At 68.4% G+C, this 16,240-nt stretch carries 23 protein-coding genes; 3 read left to right on the top strand and 20 right to left on the bottom strand.

The window, feature by feature from the left end:
- Nucleotides 1-20: 20 nt before the first annotated feature.
- The 15 genes from GPA04_RS10540 to rpsJ all read right to left on the bottom strand — a co-directional run bounded on the left by GPA04_RS10540 (nt 21) and on the right by rpsJ (nt 6,971).
- Nucleotides 21-206: a type Z 30S ribosomal protein S14 gene (locus GPA04_RS10540; protein ID WP_156224044.1), complete on the bottom strand. Its 186-nt coding sequence runs from the start codon at nt 204-206 to the stop codon at nt 21-23.
- Nucleotide 207: 1 nt separating this feature from the next.
- Nucleotides 208-795 carry a 50S ribosomal protein L5 gene (gene rplE / locus GPA04_RS10535; RefSeq protein WP_156224043.1) on the bottom strand — a complete coding sequence of 196 codons (588 nt, stop codon included), beginning with the start codon at nt 793-795 and terminating at the stop codon, nt 208-210.
- Nucleotides 795-1,133, bottom strand: a complete 339-nt coding sequence (rplX, locus tag GPA04_RS10530) for a 50S ribosomal protein L24 (RefSeq protein ID WP_156224042.1) — start codon at nt 1,131-1,133, stop codon at nt 795-797. Before rplX ends, rplE begins: the two co-directional genes overlap by 1 nt.
- Before the next feature lie 3 nt (nt 1,134-1,136).
- On the bottom strand, nt 1,137-1,505 hold the full coding sequence (gene rplN / locus GPA04_RS10525) for a 50S ribosomal protein L14 (protein WP_156224041.1): 369 nt from the start codon (nt 1,503-1,505) through the stop codon (nt 1,137-1,139).
- An 82-nt stretch (nt 1,506-1,587) separates the two neighbouring features.
- Nucleotides 1,588-1,887: a 30S ribosomal protein S17 gene (gene rpsQ, locus GPA04_RS10520; RefSeq protein WP_156224040.1), complete on the bottom strand. Its 300-nt coding sequence runs from the start codon at nt 1,885-1,887 to the stop codon at nt 1,588-1,590.
- 11 nt (nt 1,888-1,898) lie between these two features.
- A complete protein-coding gene (rpmC, locus tag GPA04_RS10515; protein ID WP_156224039.1) occupies nt 1,899-2,141 on the bottom strand; it encodes a 50S ribosomal protein L29 in 243 nt (80 codons plus the stop codon).
- 3 nt (nt 2,142-2,144) lie between these two features.
- The gene (gene rplP, locus GPA04_RS10510) at nt 2,145-2,561 is read right to left on the bottom strand and encodes a 50S ribosomal protein L16 (protein ID WP_156224038.1); all 417 of its coding nucleotides are present in this window, start codon (nt 2,559-2,561) and stop codon (nt 2,145-2,147) included.
- Nucleotides 2,562-2,564: 3 nt separating this feature from the next.
- Entirely contained in the window at nt 2,565-3,410 is an 846-nt protein-coding gene (rpsC, locus tag GPA04_RS10505; RefSeq protein ID WP_156224037.1) for a 30S ribosomal protein S3, read from the bottom strand.
- 2 nt (nt 3,411-3,412) lie between these two features.
- A complete protein-coding gene (gene rplV, locus GPA04_RS10500; RefSeq protein ID WP_156224036.1) occupies nt 3,413-3,787 on the bottom strand; it encodes a 50S ribosomal protein L22 in 375 nt (124 codons plus the stop codon).
- Nucleotides 3,788-3,843: 56 nt separating this feature from the next.
- Entirely contained in the window at nt 3,844-4,125 is a 282-nt protein-coding gene (rpsS, locus tag GPA04_RS10495) for a 30S ribosomal protein S19 (protein WP_156224035.1), read from the bottom strand.
- A gap of 14 nt (nt 4,126-4,139) precedes the next feature.
- On the bottom strand, nt 4,140-4,970 hold the full coding sequence (gene rplB, locus GPA04_RS10490; protein ID WP_156224034.1) for a 50S ribosomal protein L2: 831 nt from the start codon (nt 4,968-4,970) through the stop codon (nt 4,140-4,142).
- 33 nt (nt 4,971-5,003) lie between these two features.
- On the bottom strand, nt 5,004-5,303 hold the full coding sequence (gene rplW, locus GPA04_RS10485; RefSeq protein WP_156224033.1) for a 50S ribosomal protein L23: 300 nt from the start codon (nt 5,301-5,303) through the stop codon (nt 5,004-5,006).
- Complete coding sequence (rplD, locus tag GPA04_RS10480) at nt 5,300-5,986, bottom strand: 50S ribosomal protein L4 (RefSeq protein ID WP_156224032.1); 687 nt, start codon at nt 5,984-5,986, stop codon at nt 5,300-5,302. The genes rplW and rplD overlap by 4 nt, the downstream gene beginning before the upstream one ends.
- Nucleotides 5,983-6,651 (bottom strand): 50S ribosomal protein L3, encoded by a 669-nt coding sequence (gene rplC, locus GPA04_RS10475; RefSeq protein WP_156224031.1) that lies wholly within the window; start codon nt 6,649-6,651, stop codon nt 5,983-5,985. The genes rplD and rplC overlap by 4 nt, the downstream gene beginning before the upstream one ends.
- 11 nt (nt 6,652-6,662) lie before the next feature.
- Complete coding sequence (rpsJ, locus tag GPA04_RS10470) at nt 6,663-6,971, bottom strand: 30S ribosomal protein S10 (RefSeq protein ID WP_015883628.1); 309 nt, start codon at nt 6,969-6,971, stop codon at nt 6,663-6,665.
- Nucleotides 6,972-7,899: 928 nt separating this feature from the next.
- Here rpsJ and GPA04_RS10465 point away from each other — a divergent pair.
- Nucleotides 7,900-8,667 (top strand): hypothetical protein, encoded by a 768-nt coding sequence (locus GPA04_RS10465; protein ID WP_156224030.1) that lies wholly within the window; start codon nt 7,900-7,902, stop codon nt 8,665-8,667.
- A 110-nt stretch (nt 8,668-8,777) separates the two neighbouring features.
- On the opposite strand, the gene GPA04_RS10460 is transcribed toward GPA04_RS10465, so the two are convergent.
- A complete protein-coding gene (locus GPA04_RS10460) occupies nt 8,778-9,419 on the bottom strand; it encodes a D-alanyl-D-alanine carboxypeptidase family protein (RefSeq protein ID WP_156224029.1) in 642 nt (213 codons plus the stop codon).
- Nucleotides 9,420-9,507: 88 nt separating this feature from the next.
- On the opposite strand from GPA04_RS10460, the gene GPA04_RS10455 reads away from it, so the two are divergent.
- Both GPA04_RS10455 and GPA04_RS10450 read left to right on the top strand, forming a co-directional pair.
- A complete protein-coding gene (locus GPA04_RS10455; protein ID WP_156224028.1) occupies nt 9,508-10,191 on the top strand; it encodes a response regulator transcription factor in 684 nt (227 codons plus the stop codon).
- 16 nt (nt 10,192-10,207) lie between these two features.
- Nucleotides 10,208-11,269, top strand: a complete 1,062-nt coding sequence (locus tag GPA04_RS10450) for a sensor histidine kinase (protein WP_277754299.1) — start codon at nt 10,208-10,210, stop codon at nt 11,267-11,269.
- A gap of 71 nt (nt 11,270-11,340) precedes the next feature.
- Here the strand turns inward: GPA04_RS10450 and tuf are convergent, their stop codons facing one another.
- The 4 genes from tuf to rpsL form a co-directional block, all read right to left on the bottom strand.
- The gene (tuf, locus tag GPA04_RS10445) at nt 11,341-12,534 is read right to left on the bottom strand and encodes an elongation factor Tu (RefSeq protein ID WP_156224026.1); all 1,194 of its coding nucleotides are present in this window, start codon (nt 12,532-12,534) and stop codon (nt 11,341-11,343) included.
- A gap of 160 nt (nt 12,535-12,694) precedes the next feature.
- Nucleotides 12,695-14,797 (bottom strand): elongation factor G, encoded by a 2,103-nt coding sequence (gene fusA / locus GPA04_RS10440; RefSeq protein WP_156224025.1) that lies wholly within the window; start codon nt 14,795-14,797, stop codon nt 12,695-12,697.
- Nucleotides 14,798-14,869: 72 nt separating this feature from the next.
- Nucleotides 14,870-15,340: a 30S ribosomal protein S7 gene (rpsG, locus tag GPA04_RS10435; RefSeq protein WP_156224024.1), complete on the bottom strand. Its 471-nt coding sequence runs from the start codon at nt 15,338-15,340 to the stop codon at nt 14,870-14,872.
- The gene (gene rpsL, locus GPA04_RS10430) at nt 15,340-15,714 is read right to left on the bottom strand and encodes a 30S ribosomal protein S12 (protein WP_156224023.1); all 375 of its coding nucleotides are present in this window, start codon (nt 15,712-15,714) and stop codon (nt 15,340-15,342) included. Before rpsL ends, rpsG begins: the two co-directional genes overlap by 1 nt.
- Nucleotides 15,715-16,240 lie beyond the last annotated feature (526 nt).

Below are 16,240 nucleotides of genomic sequence, written 5' to 3'. Positions count from 1 at the left end.
CGCGGACCTACGACGTCGATTTACCAGCTGCTCTTGGTCACGCCCGGGAGCTCGCCCGCAAGGGCCATCTCCCGCAGGCACACTCGGCACAGGCCGAACTTGCGGTACACCGCGTGCGGACGTCCGCACCGGTTGCACCGGGTGTAGGCGCGCACCCCGAACTTGGGCTTGCGGTTCGCCTTCTGGATCAGCGCGGTCTTGGCCATGTCAGTTCTCCTTGAAGGGGAAGCCGAGACGGCGGAGCAGCGAGCGGCCCTCGTCGTCGGTGGTGGCCGTGGTCACGACGGTGATGTCCATGCCGCGGACCCGGTCGATGCTGTCCTGGTCGATCTCGTGGAACATCGACTGCTCGTTGAGGCCGAAGGTGTAGTTGCCGTTGCCGTCGAACTGCTTGGGCGACAGGCCGCGGAAGTCACGGATGCGGGGCAGCGCGAAGCTGAGCAGCCGGTCCAGGAACTCCCACATGTGGTCGCCGCGCAGCGTCACGTGCGTGCCGATCGGCTGCCCCTCACGGAGCTTGAACTGCGCGATCGACTTGCGCGCCTTGGTGACGACGGGCTTTTGGCCGCTGATCAGCGTGAGGTCACGAACCGCGCCCTCGATCAGCTTCGAGTCCCGAGCCGCGTCACCGACACCCATGTTGACGACGACCTTGACGAGGCCGGCGACCTGGTGGGGGTTGGTGTGACCGAACTCCTCCCGCAGGGCAGGAGCGATCGTCTCGCGGTAGACCGACTTCAGGCGCGGCGCGATCTTGGGCGCGCGCTCGGTCTCGTTGATCTCGGTGGTGGTCATCAGATGTCCTTACCGGAGCGCCGGGCCACACGGACCCGCTGGGTCTTAGTGCGACCGTCGCGCTCGACCTGCTCGGAGCGGTAGCCGACCCGGGTACCGCGCTTGGTCTCGGCGTCGACGAGCATGACGTTGCTGACGTGGATCGGGGCCTCGACGGTCTCGATGCCGCCGGTGCGGGTGCCGCGCTGGCTCTGCGCCACCTTGGTGTGACGCTTCACGCGCTGCACGCCCTCGACGACCAGACGGTTGTCCTCGCGGACCTCCAGGACGCGGCCCTGCTGGCCCTTGTCACGGCCGGCGATGACGACGACGAGGTCGCCCTTCTTGATCTTGGCCATGGCTCAGAGCACCTCCGGTGCCAGCGAGACGATGCGCATGAACCGCTTGTCGCGCAGCTCGCGGCCCACGGGGCCGAAGATGCGCGTGCCGCGCGGCTCGCCGTCAGCCTTGAGGATGACGGCTGCGTTCTCGTCGAAACGGATGTAGGAACCGTCGGGACGGCGGCGCTCCTTGCTGGTGCGCACGACGACGGCCTTGACGACGTCGCCCTTCTTGACGTTGCCGCCAGGGATTGCGTCCTTGACGGTGGCGACAATCGTGTCGCCGATGCCGGCGTAGCGACGGCCAGAGCCGCCGAGCACACGGATGCAGAGAATCTCCTTGGCACCCGTGTTGTCGGCGACCTTGAGTCGCGACTCCTGCTGAATCATGTCTTCACTCCTTGTCGTGCCGGTTCTCGTGCTCTCGCACGAGCCTTGCCGAACGGTGTTGGTCTATGGGCCCGCGCGGGGCTTACTTGGCCTTCTCGAGGATCTCCACGACGCGCCACCGCTTGGTCGCGGACAGCGGGCGGGTCTCCTGGATCAGGACGAGGTCACCGACGCCGACCTCGTTGGCCTCGTCGTGCGCCTTGACGCGCGAGTTGCGGCGCAGCACCTTGCCGTACAGGGCGTGCTTGACGCGGTCCTGCACCTCGACGACGACCGTCTTGTCCATCTTGTCGCTCACGACGTAGCCGCGGCGGACCTTGCGGTCGGGCCGCTGCGAGGCCGTGGCCACGCTGTCGGTGCTCTCAACAGTGTTGCTTGCCATGTTGTCCTCGCTCACTTCGCGTCCACGGTCGGCGCGGTGCGGATGCCGAGCTCACGCTCGCGCAGGATCGTGTAGATGCGCGCGATGTCGCGGCGCACCGCCTTGAGCCGGCCGTGGTCCTCCAGCTGCCCGGTGGCAGAGGAGAAACGCAGGTTGAACAGCTCGTTCTTGGTCTTCTTGAGCTCCGCCATCAGCAGCTCCGACGTCATGCCGTCGAGCTCGGAGACAGCAAGCTCCTGGGAACCGATCGCCATCTCTCACTCACCACCTTCGCGGCTCACGAACCGCGTCTTCATCGGGAGCTTGTGCTGCGCGCGGCGCATGGCCTCGCGAGCAAGCTCTTCATCGACACCGGCCAGCTCGAACATGACCCGGCCGGGCTTGACGTTGGCGATCCACCACTCGGGTGAACCCTTGCCGGAACCCATGCGGGTCTCAGCCGGCTTCTTGGTGAGCGGGCGGTCCGGGAAGATGTTGATCCAGACCTTTCCGCCACGCTTGATGTGACGGGTCATCGCGATACGCGCGGCCTCGATCTGCCGGTTGGTGACGTAGGCGGGCTCGATGGCCTGGATGCCGTAGTCGCCGAAGGAGATCGTGGTGCCGCCCGATGCCTGACCGGTGCGCTTCGGGTGGTGCTGCTTGCGGTGCTTGGTCCGCCGGGGGATGAGCATGGCTCAGGCCTCCGTCTCTGACGTCGGGGCAGCGGTCACTGCCGGGGCGGACGCCGTGACGACGTCCTCTGCCGGAGCGGACTCCTGCGCAGCTGCGGGAGCGGCGTCCTCGCGACGAGGGCCGCGCGCACCGCCGGCTCCGCCACGCTCGCCACGGTCGTTGCGGCGCTGACGCGGAGCGGCAGTCGCCTGCTGCTGCGCGTACTCGCGCTCGGTCATGTCGCCCTTGTAGACCCAGACCTTCACGCCGATGCGGCCGAAGGTGGTGCGGGCCTCGAAGAAGCCGTAGTCGATGTTCGCGCGGAGCGTGTGCAGCGGCACCCGACCCTCGCGGTAGAACTCCTGGCGGCTCATCTCCGCGCCACCGAGGCGGCCGGCGACCTGCACCTTGATGCCCTTGGCACCGGCGCGCTGAGCCGACTGGATGCCCTTGCGCATCGCACGACGGAACGAGACGCGCGAGGCGAGCTGCTCGGCGATGCCCTGCGCGACCAGCTGGGCGTCGACCTCAGGGTTCTTGACCTCGAGGATGTTGAGCTGCACCTGCTTGCCGGTGAGCTTCTCCAGCTCACCGCGCAGGCGGTCGGCCTCGGCGCCGCGGCGCCCGATGACGATGCCCGGGCGGGCGGTGTGCAGGTCGATGCGGACGCGGTCACGCGTGCGCTCGATCTCGACCTTCGCGATGCCCGCGCGCTCGAGGCCCGTGGACATGAGCTTGCGGATCTGCACGTCCTCGTTCACGTAGTCGCGGTATCGCTGCCCGACCTTGGTGCTGTCGGCGAACCACCGCGTGCGGTGGTCGGTCGTGATACCGAGGCGGTAACCGTGCGGGTTGACTTTCTGACCCATGGTCAGCGACCCCCTTCAGAGATCTTGCCACTGGCATCGGCCACGATCACGGTGATGTGGCTGGTGCGCTTGAGAATCTGGCTCGCACGACCCTGCGCACGAGGACGGAACCGCTTGAGGGTCGGCCCCTCGTCGACGAACGCCTCAGCGATGACGAGGTCGCCCTCGTCGAACCGCTCCGAGGCCTGGTCCGCCTTCACGCGTGCGTTAGCGATCGCGCTCTCCACCAGCTTGCGGACCGGCTCAGCGGCCGCCTGCGGAGCGAACCGCAGCTGCGTGATCACGTCGGACGCACCCTTGCCCCGGATCGTGTCAACCACGCGCCGGGCCTTCTGGGGCGTCACACGCACGAACCGCGCCTGCGCCTTGGCTTCCATCGTGTGTCCTTACTTGTCTGTTCGACGTCTACGTATCGGTCGGTACGGCAGCCGCGTCAGCGGCGCCGCGCCTTCCGGTCGTCCTTCTCGTGCCCGCGGAAGGTGCGGGTGGGGGCGAACTCGCCCAGCTTGTGGCCCACCATCGCCTCGGTGACGAACACCGGGACGTGCTTGCGGCCGTCGTGCACCGCAAAGGTGTGCCCCAGGAAGTCGGGGGTGATGACCGACCGGCGGGACCAGGTCTTGATGACGGTCTTGGTGCCCTTCTCGTTCTGAACGTCCACCTTCTTCTGCAGGTGGCCGTCGACGAAGGGGCCCTTCTTCAGGCTGCGAGGCATGTCTGGGCTGCTCCTTAGCGCTTCTTGCGGCGACGGCGGACGATCAGCTTGTCGCTCGGCTTGTTGGGACGGCGGGTGCGGCCCTCGGCCTGACCCCAGGGGCTCACCGGGTGGCGACCACCGGAGGTCTTGCCCTCACCACCACCGTGCGGGTGGTCGACAGGGTTCATCGCGACACCACGGACGGTCGGGCGCTTGCCCTTCCACCGCATGCGGCCGGCCTTGCCCCAGTTGATGTTGCTCTGCTCGGCGTTGCCGACCTCACCGATCGTGGCGCGGCACCGGGCGTCCACGTTGCGGATCTCGCCCGAGGGCATCCGCAGCTGGGCGTAGGGGCCGTCCTTGGCGACGAGCTGCACGGACGCACCGGCCGAACGGGCGATCTTCGCGCCGCCACCGGGCCGGAGCTCGATCGCGTGGATGACCGTACCGGTCGGGATGTTGCGCAGCGGCAGGTTGTTGCCGGGCTTGATGTCGGCGTTCGCGCCGGCCTCGACCCGGTCCCCCTGCTTGAGGCGGTTCGGCGCGATGATGTAGCGCTTCTCGCCGTCGGCGTAGTGCAGCAGCGCGATGCGCGCCGTGCGGTTGGGGTCGTACTCGATGTGCGCGACGGTCGCGGGGACGCCGTCCTTGTCGTGACGACGGAAGTCGATCAGCCGGTAGGCGCGCTTGTGACCACCGCCGATGTGACGGGCGGTGATGCGACCTGCGCTGTTGCGGCCACCGGACTTCGGGAGCGGTCGAACCAGCGACTTCTCCGGCGTCGACCGGGTGATCTCGACGAAGTCGGCGACGGAGCTGCCGCGGCGGCCCGGCGTCGTCGGCTTGTACTTACGGATGCCCATTGATCTGTTCCTCTACCTCTCGCGCAGCCCGGCTCAGCCGGCTCCGCCGAAGATGTCGATGGTGCCCTCGCGCAGCGTCACGATGGCGCGCTTGGTGTCCTTACGACGGCCGAGGCCGAAGCGGGTGCGACGAGCCTTGCCCTTGCGGTTGATCGTGTTCACCGACGCGACCTTGACGCCCGAGAAGATCTGCTCGATCGCGAGCTTGATCTCGGTCTTGTTGGCGCTGGGGTCGACCAGGAAGGTGTACTTGCCCTCATCGAGGAGGTTGTAGCTCTTCTCGGAGACGACCGGCGCGACGATGACGTCGTGCGGGTGCTTGATGGTGCTCACTTGGCGTCCTCCTCGGCGACCTCGGCGGAGCTGGCCGACGCGGTCACGGAACGGCCGGTGGCCGGCCCCGCGACGAACGTCTCGAGCGCGTCCGAGGTGAACACGACGTCGTCGGAGACGAGCACGTCGTAGGTGTTGAGCTGGTCCGGGTGCAGCAGGTGCACGCTCGGGACGTTGCGCAGGCTCTTCCAGGTGATCTCATCGCCTCGCGAGACGACGACGAGCACGTGGCGCGAGGTGGCCAGTGCCGAGAGCGTCGCGAGTGCGTCCGCCGTCGAAGGAGCCTCGTTCTGGACGAAGGAGGCCACGACGTGCACCTTGCCGCCGCGTGCGCGGTCGGACAGGGCGCCGCGGAGCGCAGCGGCCTTCATCTTCTTGGGGGTCCGCTGGCTGTAGTCGCGCGGGACCGGTCCGTGGACGACGCCACCGCCGGCGAACTGCGGCGCACGGGTCGAGCCCTGACGGGCGCGGCCGGTGCCCTTCTGGCGGTAGGGCTTCTTGCCACCACCGCGGACCTCGCCGCGGTTCTTGGTCTTGTGCGTCCCCTGGCGCGCCGCAGCGAGCTGCGCGACGACGACCTGGTGGATCAGCGGGACGTTCGCCTGGACGTCGAAGATCTCAGCAGGCAGATCGACGGTGCCGGACTTGCTGCCCTTGGCGTCGAGGATGTCGACGGCGGTCATCGCTGGGCCCCCTTGGAAGCGGTCTTGACCACGACGATGCCGCCACGCGGGCCGGGCACCGGGCCGACGACGAGGAGGTAGCCCTTCTCGAGGTCGACGCTGTGGATCGTGAGGTTCTGGGTGGTCTGGCGGTCGTGGCCCATGCGGCCGGCCATCCGCAGACCCTTGAACACGCGCGACGGCGTCGAGGCGCCACCGATCGAGCCGGGCTTGCGGTGGTTGCGGTGCGCACCGTGGGAGGCGCCGACACCGTGGAAGCCGTGGCGCTTCATGACACCGGCGGTGCCCTTGCCCTTGGTGGTGCCGACGACGTCGACGACCGCTCCGGCCTCGAACAGCTCCGCGGTCAGCTCCTGGCCGACGCTGTACTCAGCGGCGTCCGAGGTGCGCACCTCGGCGAGGTGGCGACGCGGGGTGATGCCGGCGGCGTCGAACCGGGCGCGCAGCGGCTGCGTGAGCTTGCGCGGGTCGATCTGGCCGTAGGCGAGCTGGACCGAGCTGTAGCCGTCGGTCTCCGGGGACTTGACCTGGGTGACGACGTTGCTGCCGACCTCGATCACCGTGACGGGACGAAGCCGACCGGCCTCGTCCCACACCTGGGTCATGCCGAGCTTGGTGCCCAGCAGCGCCTTGACGGCGCGCTCGGACGTGGTAGTTGAAGTCATGAGACGAACCTCTACAGCTTGATCTCGATGTTGACGTCAGCCGGCAGGTCGAGACGCATGAGCGAGTCCACGGCCTTCGGCGTCGGGTCGATGATGTCGATCAGCCGCTTGTGGGTCCGCATCTCGAAGTGATCGCGGCTGTCCTTGTACTTGTGCGGCGAACGAATGACGCAAAACACGTTCTTCTCCGTCGGCAACGGCACCGGGCCCACGACCGTCGCACCAGCGCGAGTCACCGTGTCGACGATCTTGCGCGCCGAGCTGTCGATGACCTCGTGGTCGTAGGACTTGAGCCGGATGCGGATCTTCTGTCCCGCCATGGCGTCGTATGTGTCTCTCTCTTCGTACCGCTCCGACCGACCCCCGCGCTCGGGCGTGTCGCGCTTGGTTCTCATACTGCTGCGCGGCACATCCGTGCCTCTCGCCCTGTGCTTGCGCACCTGCGAGGGTGGTCGGGATGGACTGTGGTGGTTCGCTGTCTGGCCTCGGCTACCAACCTGTGGCGTGCCGTGCCAGTCCAGCAGACCGGCGGTTGCTCTCGCTCCCAGGCGGCTCCATCGCGGACTCGCTTCCGAGCCGCACGAAACCCCACCTCTGGACGAGGCAACCGGACTAGTTTGCCACACCATCCGCCCGATCCCAAGTCGGGTGCCGAACCTGCCCCTGTGACTCCGCCCACCCGGGCCGCTGGCCCTCACCCTGCCACCCACCTGCGCCCCGCCTGGAGCCGTCATCGGGCTGCCACGCGCTGCCCACATCGGCCGAGGTAGCACGCTCCAGCCGAGGTAGCACTGCGCACGGTGCTACCTCGGCTGGACCGTGCTACCTGGCGCCGAGTCGCGGTCGTGTCCGCTCGGCTCAGGGCTCGGCTTGGTTCGGCAGCTGCGGTTGTCCACAGGCCGGTCCTGATGCGCGCGTGTCCACAGCACCCCGGTTCGGAACCCCCGGCGGCCGCGCCTTCCGGTGGAGACTGCGCCGATGCGTCCGCCGAACCTGCCGCACGTCCTGACCGCCCAGGAGTACGGCTACCAAGCGCTGCGAGAGCTGGCGCGTACCGGCGAGATCGAGCGCGTACGCCGTGGGGCATACGCGCCACCTGGGCCGGCCACGCCCGTGTGGCAACGGGCTCGCCAACAGAACCTGGCCAGGTGCGTCGCCGTGAGCAAGCGGCTCACCGGTCTGTACGCGTTCAGCCACGCGACGGCCGCCAACCTCTTCGGCTGGGAGTGCCCGGTCGATCCGGGCACCGTGGAGATCGTCCAGATCCCCAAGCCGAGCAGCGCCCGCCAGAGCGACATCCGCAGGCATGCACGGCCCGCACTGACACCGTCGGACATCGTCGAGGTGGCAGGGCTCCCCGTTGTGCGCGAGGACACGACGATCATCGACTGCGCACGCAGTCTGTCCCCGATGAACGCGCTCATCACCGTCGACTCAGCGCTCAAGGCTCTCGCGCACGTCGACAAGTTCCGCCGAGAGGATTCACTCGCCCGACAGGCCGTGCTGCTCGATCACCTCACGGCACTTCTGCAAGGCATCGGGCCCGGGCGCAACGTCGTTCGAGCGAGGGAGGTTCTGACATACGCGAACGGGCTCGCCGGCTCAGCACGGGAATCACAGCTGCGTTGGCTCGCGCTGTCGATCGGGCTCCCCGAACCGGTTCTCGAGTGGGAGCAGTCCATCGACGGAGCCACCTACTTCAGCGATCTGGCGTGGTTGAAGTCCGCCGAGGACTGGTCCAGCCGTGCCGTCACGTTCGAGTACGACGGCGTCGACAAGTATGGCAACGAGCCGCAGAGCATCGTCCGGGCGATCGCCGCAGAGAAGGTCCGGGAAGACGCCATCGCGAGCACCGGCGTCGCGGTACATCGAGTGATGAAGGATCGGCTCAAGGACCGCCGGGCCGCGGCGATGTGGATGTTGTCGAAGTTCCCGCCATCCACGCGGGTGGCGCTCACGCCGCGGCCACTGCTGCAGGGACCGACCATCCTTCTCCCGCGCACAACCTCGAGGTAGCACTCCTTGCCCCAGGTAGCACTGTGCCAGGTACTACCTCGGCTGGAACGTACTACCTGGCCGTGCGCACAGCCGGAGTGGGCGGCGCGACCGGGGTGGGCGGCGCGGTGTCAGCCGTGCAGCCGCGGATCCTGGGTGGGGTCGGTGTACGGGGGTGGGCAGCCCTCGTCGACCGCCTCGGGCACCAGCTCGTAGTGCCATGCCTCGTTGCCGTAGATCTGGCAGAGCCCGTAGCCCTCCCCGTGCTGCTGCATCCAGGAGATGGCGTCGTAGGGACCGATGTCGACGGCGTCCCCCGACACGTGCGCCGACGTCTCCGCCGTGGCGACCCAGCGGGCGGCCTCCGCGGCGGATCCGTGCTCCACGATTGCCTCGCGCAGCAGCTGGTCCTGGTACTCCGCGGACCGCCACCCGCTGGTGACGTGCACCGCGACCCCGTCGGCGCCCGCGTCCGCGGCAGCGAGCCGAAGCGCCTCGAGAAGGTCGGGGGCCAGCCGCGCGACCCCGGGATAGGAGTCGTCGCGCACGGACACGCCTGCGGGCAGCACGCCGTCGGAGGTGTCGATGATCCCGTCGGCGGTCGCGGTGGTCGTGGTGGTGGCACCCTCGCCGCCGGGGTCGCGGTCGTGCATCGGCGACGCCGCCTGGCAGCCCGCCAACCCGATGGCCGCCGCTGCGGTCGCGAGGCCGATGACGGCGGCCCACCTCGATCTGTCGCGAGCTCGCGTGGACGATGCGGTGGTTCTCTCCATGCGTCCATGGCACACGCGAGGGTGTTGCCGGACCGTACGCGGTTCTCGATACGCCGCCGATATACGCCGCCTCGTAGGATCTCGCAGCATGCGGGTGCTGGTGGTCGAGGACGAGCCGTTCCTGGCCGAGGCCATCCGCGACGGGCTGCGCCTGGAGGCGATCGCCGCCGACACCGCCGGCGACGGCGACTCGGCCCTGGAGCTGCTGGCCCTCAACCGCTACGACGTCGCCGTGCTGGACCGCGACATCCCGGGGCCCTCCGGGGACGAGGTCGCGGCGAGCATCGTCGCGTCCGGGAGCGGCACCCCGATCCTCATGCTCACGGCCGCTGACCGGCTGGACGACAAGGCCACCGGCTTCGGCCTCGGCGCCGACGACTACCTCACCAAGCCGTTCGCCATGCAGGAGCTCGTGCTCAGGCTCCGTGCGCTCGACCGCAGGAGCACGCACGCCCGACCACCCGTGCGCGAGATCGCCGGGCTGCGGGTGGACCCGTTCCGGCGCGAGGTCTACCGGGACGGCCGTTACGTGGCTCTGACGAGGAAGCAGTTCGCCGTGCTCGAGGTGCTGGTCGCTGCCGAGGGCGGGGTCGTCAGCGCCGAGGCGCTGCTGGAGCGCGCGTGGGACGAGAACGCCGACCCGTTCACGAACGCCGTGCGGATCACCGTCTCCGCGCTGCGGAAGCGGCTCGGTGAGCCGTGGGTCATCGCGACGGTTCCCGGCGTGGGCTACCGCATCGAGGAACCGGTGGCCGGGCGCAGGGGTGGCTAGGGCGCCCGGTCTCAGCGTGCGGGGAAAGCTCACGCTGAGCTACGCGGGATTCGTCACGCTGACCGGCGCGCTGCTGCTCGCGGTCGTGTGGCTGTTCCTGCTCCGGTACGTGCCCGACGGTCCGATCAACACCAGGGGCCCCTTCGTGCCCAACCGCTCCGACCTCGTCGACGCGTTCCTTCCGCGAGCGAGCGTCGCCATGGGATGCCTGCTGCTCGGAGGCCTGCTCGGCGGCTGGGTCCTCGCCGGGCGGATGCTCGCGCCGCTCACCCGGATCACCGCGGCCACCCGCCTGGCGGCGACCGGGTCGCTCAGCCACCGGATCCGGCTGCCCGGCCCCCAGGACGAGTTCCGCGAGCTCGCCGACGTCTTCGACTCGATGCTGGGCCGCCTCGAGGCCCAGGTGGCCGAGCAGCAGCGCTTCGCCGCCAACGCCTCGCACGAGCTCCGCACCCCGCTCGCCATCACGCAGGCGATGCTGGAGGTCGCCCGGACCGACCCCGACCGGGACGTGGAGGTGCTCGTCGAACGCCTCCACGCGGTCAACGCCCGCGCCATCGCGCTCACCGAGGCGTTGCTGCTGCTCAGCCGGACCGACGGCAAGCCCGTCGAACGGGAGCCCCTCGACCTCTCCCTGGTCGCCGAGGAAGCGGTGGAGCTGCTGCTGCCGCTGGCGGAGCGGCGCGGGATCACCATCGAGGCCTCGGGCGAGCTCGCCGCGACCACCGGGTCCCGCTCGCTCCTGCTCCAGCTCACGACGAACCTCGTGCACAACGCGATCGTGCACAACCTCCCCGGCCGCGGCACGGTGTGGGTGACGGTGGCGCGCTACGCGCAGTCGGCGGTCCTTACGGTCGCCAACACGGGCGAGGTGCTCGACCCCCGGCGCCTGTCGACGTTGACCGAGCCGTTCCAGCGTGGCTCCGAGCGCGTCCGCGACGACGCCGCAGCCGGCGTCGGCCTGGGTCTGGCGATCGTCTCGAGCATCACCCGGGCCCACGGCGGCACGCTCACCCTGGACGCTCGGGTGGACGGCGGCATGAGCGCGAGCGTCCACCTGCCCGCCGCGGCCGCCTGAGTACGGCGAAGGGCCCGCCGACCGAGGTCGACGGGCCCTTCGCGGGGTGCCGGGCTCAGGCCCGGCGGAGATCACTTGAGGATCTTGACCACACGGCCGGAGCCGACGGTGCGACCACCCTCACGGATGGCGAAGCCGAGGCCCTCCTCCATGGCGATCGGCTGGATCAGCTCGACCGACATCTCGGTGTTGTCACCAGGCATGACCATCTCGGTGCCCTCGGGCAGCGTGATGACGCCGGTGACGTCGGTGGTGCGGAAGTAGAACTGCGGGCGGTAGTTCGAGTAGAACGGGTTGTGACGCCCACCCTCGTCCTTGGCCAGGATGTAGACCTGGGCCTCGAAGTTGGTGTGCGGCGTGATCGAACCCGGCTTCACGACGACCTGGCCGCGCTCGACCTCTTCGCGCTTGGTGCCGCGCAGGAGCAGACCGACGTTCTCGCCGGCCTCGGCGTAGTCGAGCAGCTTGCGGAACATCTCGACGCCGGTGACGGTGGTCTTGATCGCGGTGGTCTTGATACCGACGATCTCGACCTCCTCGTTCACGTTGAGCTTGCCGCGCTCGACGCGACCGGTGACGACGGTGCCACGACCGGTGATCGTGAAGACGTCCTCGATCGGCATGAGGAAGGGCTTGTCGATGTCGCGGACCGGGTCCGGGACGTTCTCGTCGACGGCCTCCATGAGGTCCTCGACCGACTTGACCCACTCCGGGTCGCCCTCGAGAGCCTTGAGGCCCGAGACGCGCACGACCGGAACGTTGTCGCCGTCGAACTCCTGGCTGGTGAGGAGCTCGCGCACCTCGACCTCGACGAGCTCGAGGATGTCCTCGTCGTCGACCATGTCGGACTTGTTCAGCGCGACCAGCAGGTAGGGGACACCGACCTGGCGGGCGAGCAGCACGTGCTCGCGGGTCTGCGCCATCGGGCCGTCGGTGGCGGCGACCACGAGGATCGCGCCGTCCATCTGAGCAGCACCGGTGATCATGTTCTTGATGTAGTCGGCGTGACCCGGCGCGTCGACGTGCGCGTAGTGGCGCTTCTCGGTCTGGTACTCGACGTGCGAGACGTTGATCGTGATACCGCGCTGACGCTCCTCAGGAGCGTTATCGACCTGGTCGAACGGGGTGAACGTGTTCAGGTCGGGGTACTTGTCCGCCAGCACCTTGGTGATGGCCGCCGTCAGCGTGGTCTTGCCGTGGTCGACGTGACCGATGGTGCCGATGTTGACGTGCGGCTTGGTCCGCTCGAACTTGGCCTTCGCCACTGTGGGTTCCTCCTGGAACTCGGGTAGGTGTTGTGTCCATCTCCCGGCGGGCTTGCCGGAGTGTGGGCCTTGTAGATCCTACGACTGGATTGATCTTGGTTGGTACGGGACGCCGTCAGCACTGGTCCGACGGCGTCCCCCGGCGGGTAGGGCGCTGGCCCTACTCGCCGCGAGTCTTCGCGACGATCTCCTCGGCGACGTTCCGGGGGACCTCCGCGTAGTTGCTGAACTGCATCGAGTACACCGCACGACCCTGGGTCCGCGACCGCAGGTCACCGATGTAGCCGAACATCTCCGACAGCGGCACCAGCGCGCGAATGACCTTGACGCCGGTCGCGTCGTCCATCGACTGGATCTGACCGCGGCGCGAGTTCACGTCGCCGATCACGTCGCCCATGTACTCCTCGGGCGTACGCACCTCGACGTCCATGATCGGCTCGAGCAGGCACGGGTCCGCGAGGCGGACGGCCTCCTTGAGCGCCATCGTGCCGGCGATCTTGAACGCCATCTCCGAGGAGTCGACCTCGTGGTAGGCGCCGTCGACGAGCGTGGCCTTGATGCCGACCATCGGGTAGCCCGCCACGACACCGCTGCCCATCGCGTCCTGGATACCTGCGTCGACGCTCGGGATGTACTCGCGCGGGATGCGCCCACCGGTGACCGCGTTCACGAACTCGTACATCTCGCCCGCCTCGGAGTCGAGGGGCTCGAGCGTGATCTGGATCTTCGCGAACTGACCGGACCCACCCGTCTGCTTCTTGTGGGTGTAGCTGTGCTTCTCCACGGTGCGGCGGATGGTCTCGCGGTAGGCGACCTGGGGCTTGCCCACGTTCGCCTCGACCTTGAACTCGCGCCGCATGCGGTCGACGAGGATGTCGAGGTGGAGCTCGCCCATGCCGGCGATCACGGTCTGACCGGTCTCGGCGTTCAGGCTGACCTGGAACGTCGGGTCCTCGTCGGACAGACGCTGGATGGCCGTGGAGAGCTTCTCCTGGTCACCCTTGGTCTTCGGCTCGATCGCGACCGAGATCACGGGCTCCGGGAACGTCATCGACTCGAGCACGACCGGCTCGTTGATGTCGCTGAGCGTGTCGCCCGTGGTGACGTCCTTGAGGCCGATGAACGCGTAGATGTGACCCGCGTGCGCCTCTTCGACAGGGTTCTCCTTGTTGGAGTGCATCTGGAACATCTTCCCGATGCGCTCCTTCTTCCCCTTGGTCGCGTTGAGGACCTGGGAACCGGAGCTCATCTTGCCGGAGTACACCCGGACGTAGAAGAGCTTGCCGAAGAAGGGGTGCGCCGCCACCTTGAACGCCAGCGCCGAGAACGGCTCGTTCTCGTCGGCGTGACGCTCGACGACCTTCTCCTCGTCCTTCGGGTCGCGCCCGTCGATCGAGGGCACGTCCAGCGGGGTCGGCAGGTAGTCGATCACGGCGTCGAGCATGGGCTGGACGCCCTTGTTCTTGAACGCCGAGCCGCACAGCACCGGGAACGCGTCGCCGGCGATCGTGAGCTTGCGGATGCCGGCCTTGATCTCCGCGACGGTCATCTCCTCGCCGCCGAGGTACTTCTCGAGAAGCTCCTCGTCGGTCTCGGCCACGGCCTCGATGAGCTCGGCGTGGTACTTCTCGGCCTTCTCGACGAGGTCCGCGGGGATCTCCTCGGTGGTCCAAGCTGCGCCCAGCTCGGTCTCGCCACGCCAGGTGAGTGCGCGCATCTCGACCAGGTCGACGACGCCCTCGAAGTCGTTCTCGGCGCCGATGGGCAGCTGGATGACCAGCGGCTTGGCCTTGAGGCGGTTGATGATCGTGTCGACGGTGAAGTAGAAGTCCGCGCCCAGCTTGTCCATCTTGTTGACGAAGCAGATGCGGGGGACGTTGTACTTGTCAGCCTGCCGCCACACGGTCTCCGACTGGGGCTCCACGCCCTCCTTGCCGTCGAAGACGGCGACCGCGCCATCGAGCACACGCAGGCTGCGCTCCACCTCGACGGTGAAGTCGACGTGCCCGGGGGTGTCGATGATGTTGATCTGGTTGTCGTTCCAGAAGCAGGTCACCGCGGCGGAGGTGATCGTGATGCCGCGTTCCTTCTCCTGCTCCATCCAGTCGGTGGTCGAGGCGCCGTCGTGGGTCTCGCCCATCTTGTAGTTGACGCCGGTGTAGAACAGGATCCGCTCGGTCGTCGTCGTCTTGCCGGCGTCGATGTGCGCCATGATGCCGATGTTGCGGACCTTGTTCAGGTCGGTCAGCACGTCCTGTGCCACGGTTGCCCTTTTCTGGTGGTGTTGAGCACGAATGAGCGGCCACGCGCGGGTCAGCGCGGCGGCCGCGGCGGACTACCAGCGGTAGTGCGCGAACGCCCGGTTGGACTCAGCCATCTTGTGGGTGTCCTCGCGGCGCTTGACAGCGGCGCCGAGGCCGTTGCTGGCGTCGAGGATCTCGTTCATGAGGCGCTCGGTCATCGTCTTCTCGCGGCGAGCGCGGGCGTAGTCGACGAGCCAGCGCAGCGCGAGCGTGGTCTGACGAGCGGTGCGAACCTCGACCGGCACCTGGTAGGTGGCGCCACCGACGCGGCGCGAGCGGACCTCGAGCGTGGGACGCACGTTCTCGAGCGCACGCTTGAGAACCGTGGCCGGCTCCTGCTGGGTCTTGCTGCGGACGCCCTCGAGCGCGTCGTAGACGATCCGCTCGGCGGTCGATTTCTTGCCGTCCATCAGCACGCGGTTGACGAGCTGGGTGACGGTGGTCGACTCGTAGACCGGGTCGATCGCGAGCGGCCGCTTCGGGGCCGGGCCCTTACGAGGCATTACTTCTTCTCCTTCTTGGCGCCGTAACGGCTGCGAGCCTGCTGGCGGCCACGAACACCCTGGGTGTCGAGCGCGCCGCGGACGATCTTGTAACGCACACCCGGCAGGTCGCGGACACGACCGCCGCGCACGAGCACGATGGAGTGCTCCTGGAGGTTGTGGCCGACACCGGGGATGTAGGCGGTGACCTCGATGCCGCTGGAGAGCTTCACGCGGGCGACCTTGCGGAGCGCCGAGTTCGGCTTCTTGGGCGTGGTGGTGAACACGCGCGTGCACACGCCGCGGCGCTGCGGGCTGCCCTTGAGGGCAGGCGTCTTGGTCTTGCCGACCTTGGCGCTGCGGCCCTTGCGGACCAGCTGCTGAATGGTGGGCACTGGGTCTCCGTCCCGTGTCTCGAGGTACTGCTCTTCGGTACCGCTACGTCTTGTCTTCTACTACCCGGCCGTTGCATGACCCCCGCGCCCGGGCGTGTCGCGCCGGCTGGCAGGACGCACCGGTCACCGCTGCGAAGCGATGGTCGGTGCGCTCGGCCGGTCGGACGACCGCCGTGCCGCTCGACCGCTGCGTCGCCCCTCAGGTGCGACGCGCGAGCCAAACTGCGCACACGCGAGAGCCCGCCTCAGCGGGCACCGTCGTCCAGGGTACAACACGGATGGGGATGCTCGGAAGCCGCCGACGGGAGCAATCCGCCCGGGGAGGCCGAGATCACAGTGATTCGCGAGCGAGACCGGGATCGACACCGACCACCCGACCCGGGTCCACACCCAGACGAGCCTCGGCGCGCTCGATGTCAGCGTACTGCTTGTCGTGCACGGTCACGATCACGCGGTCACGGCGATCGCGAGGATCTCGGTCGTGATGGCCCGATCTTCGTGATCGACGTCGGCACTCGGGGCCTTC

The sequence above is a fragment of the Pseudactinotalea suaedae genome (genome assembly GCF_009733815.1).
In the GTDB taxonomy this organism is placed as follows: Bacteria; Actinomycetota; Actinomycetes; order Actinomycetales; family Beutenbergiaceae; genus Pseudactinotalea; species Pseudactinotalea suaedae.
This window is presented reverse-complemented; position numbering and strand designations above follow the sequence as displayed.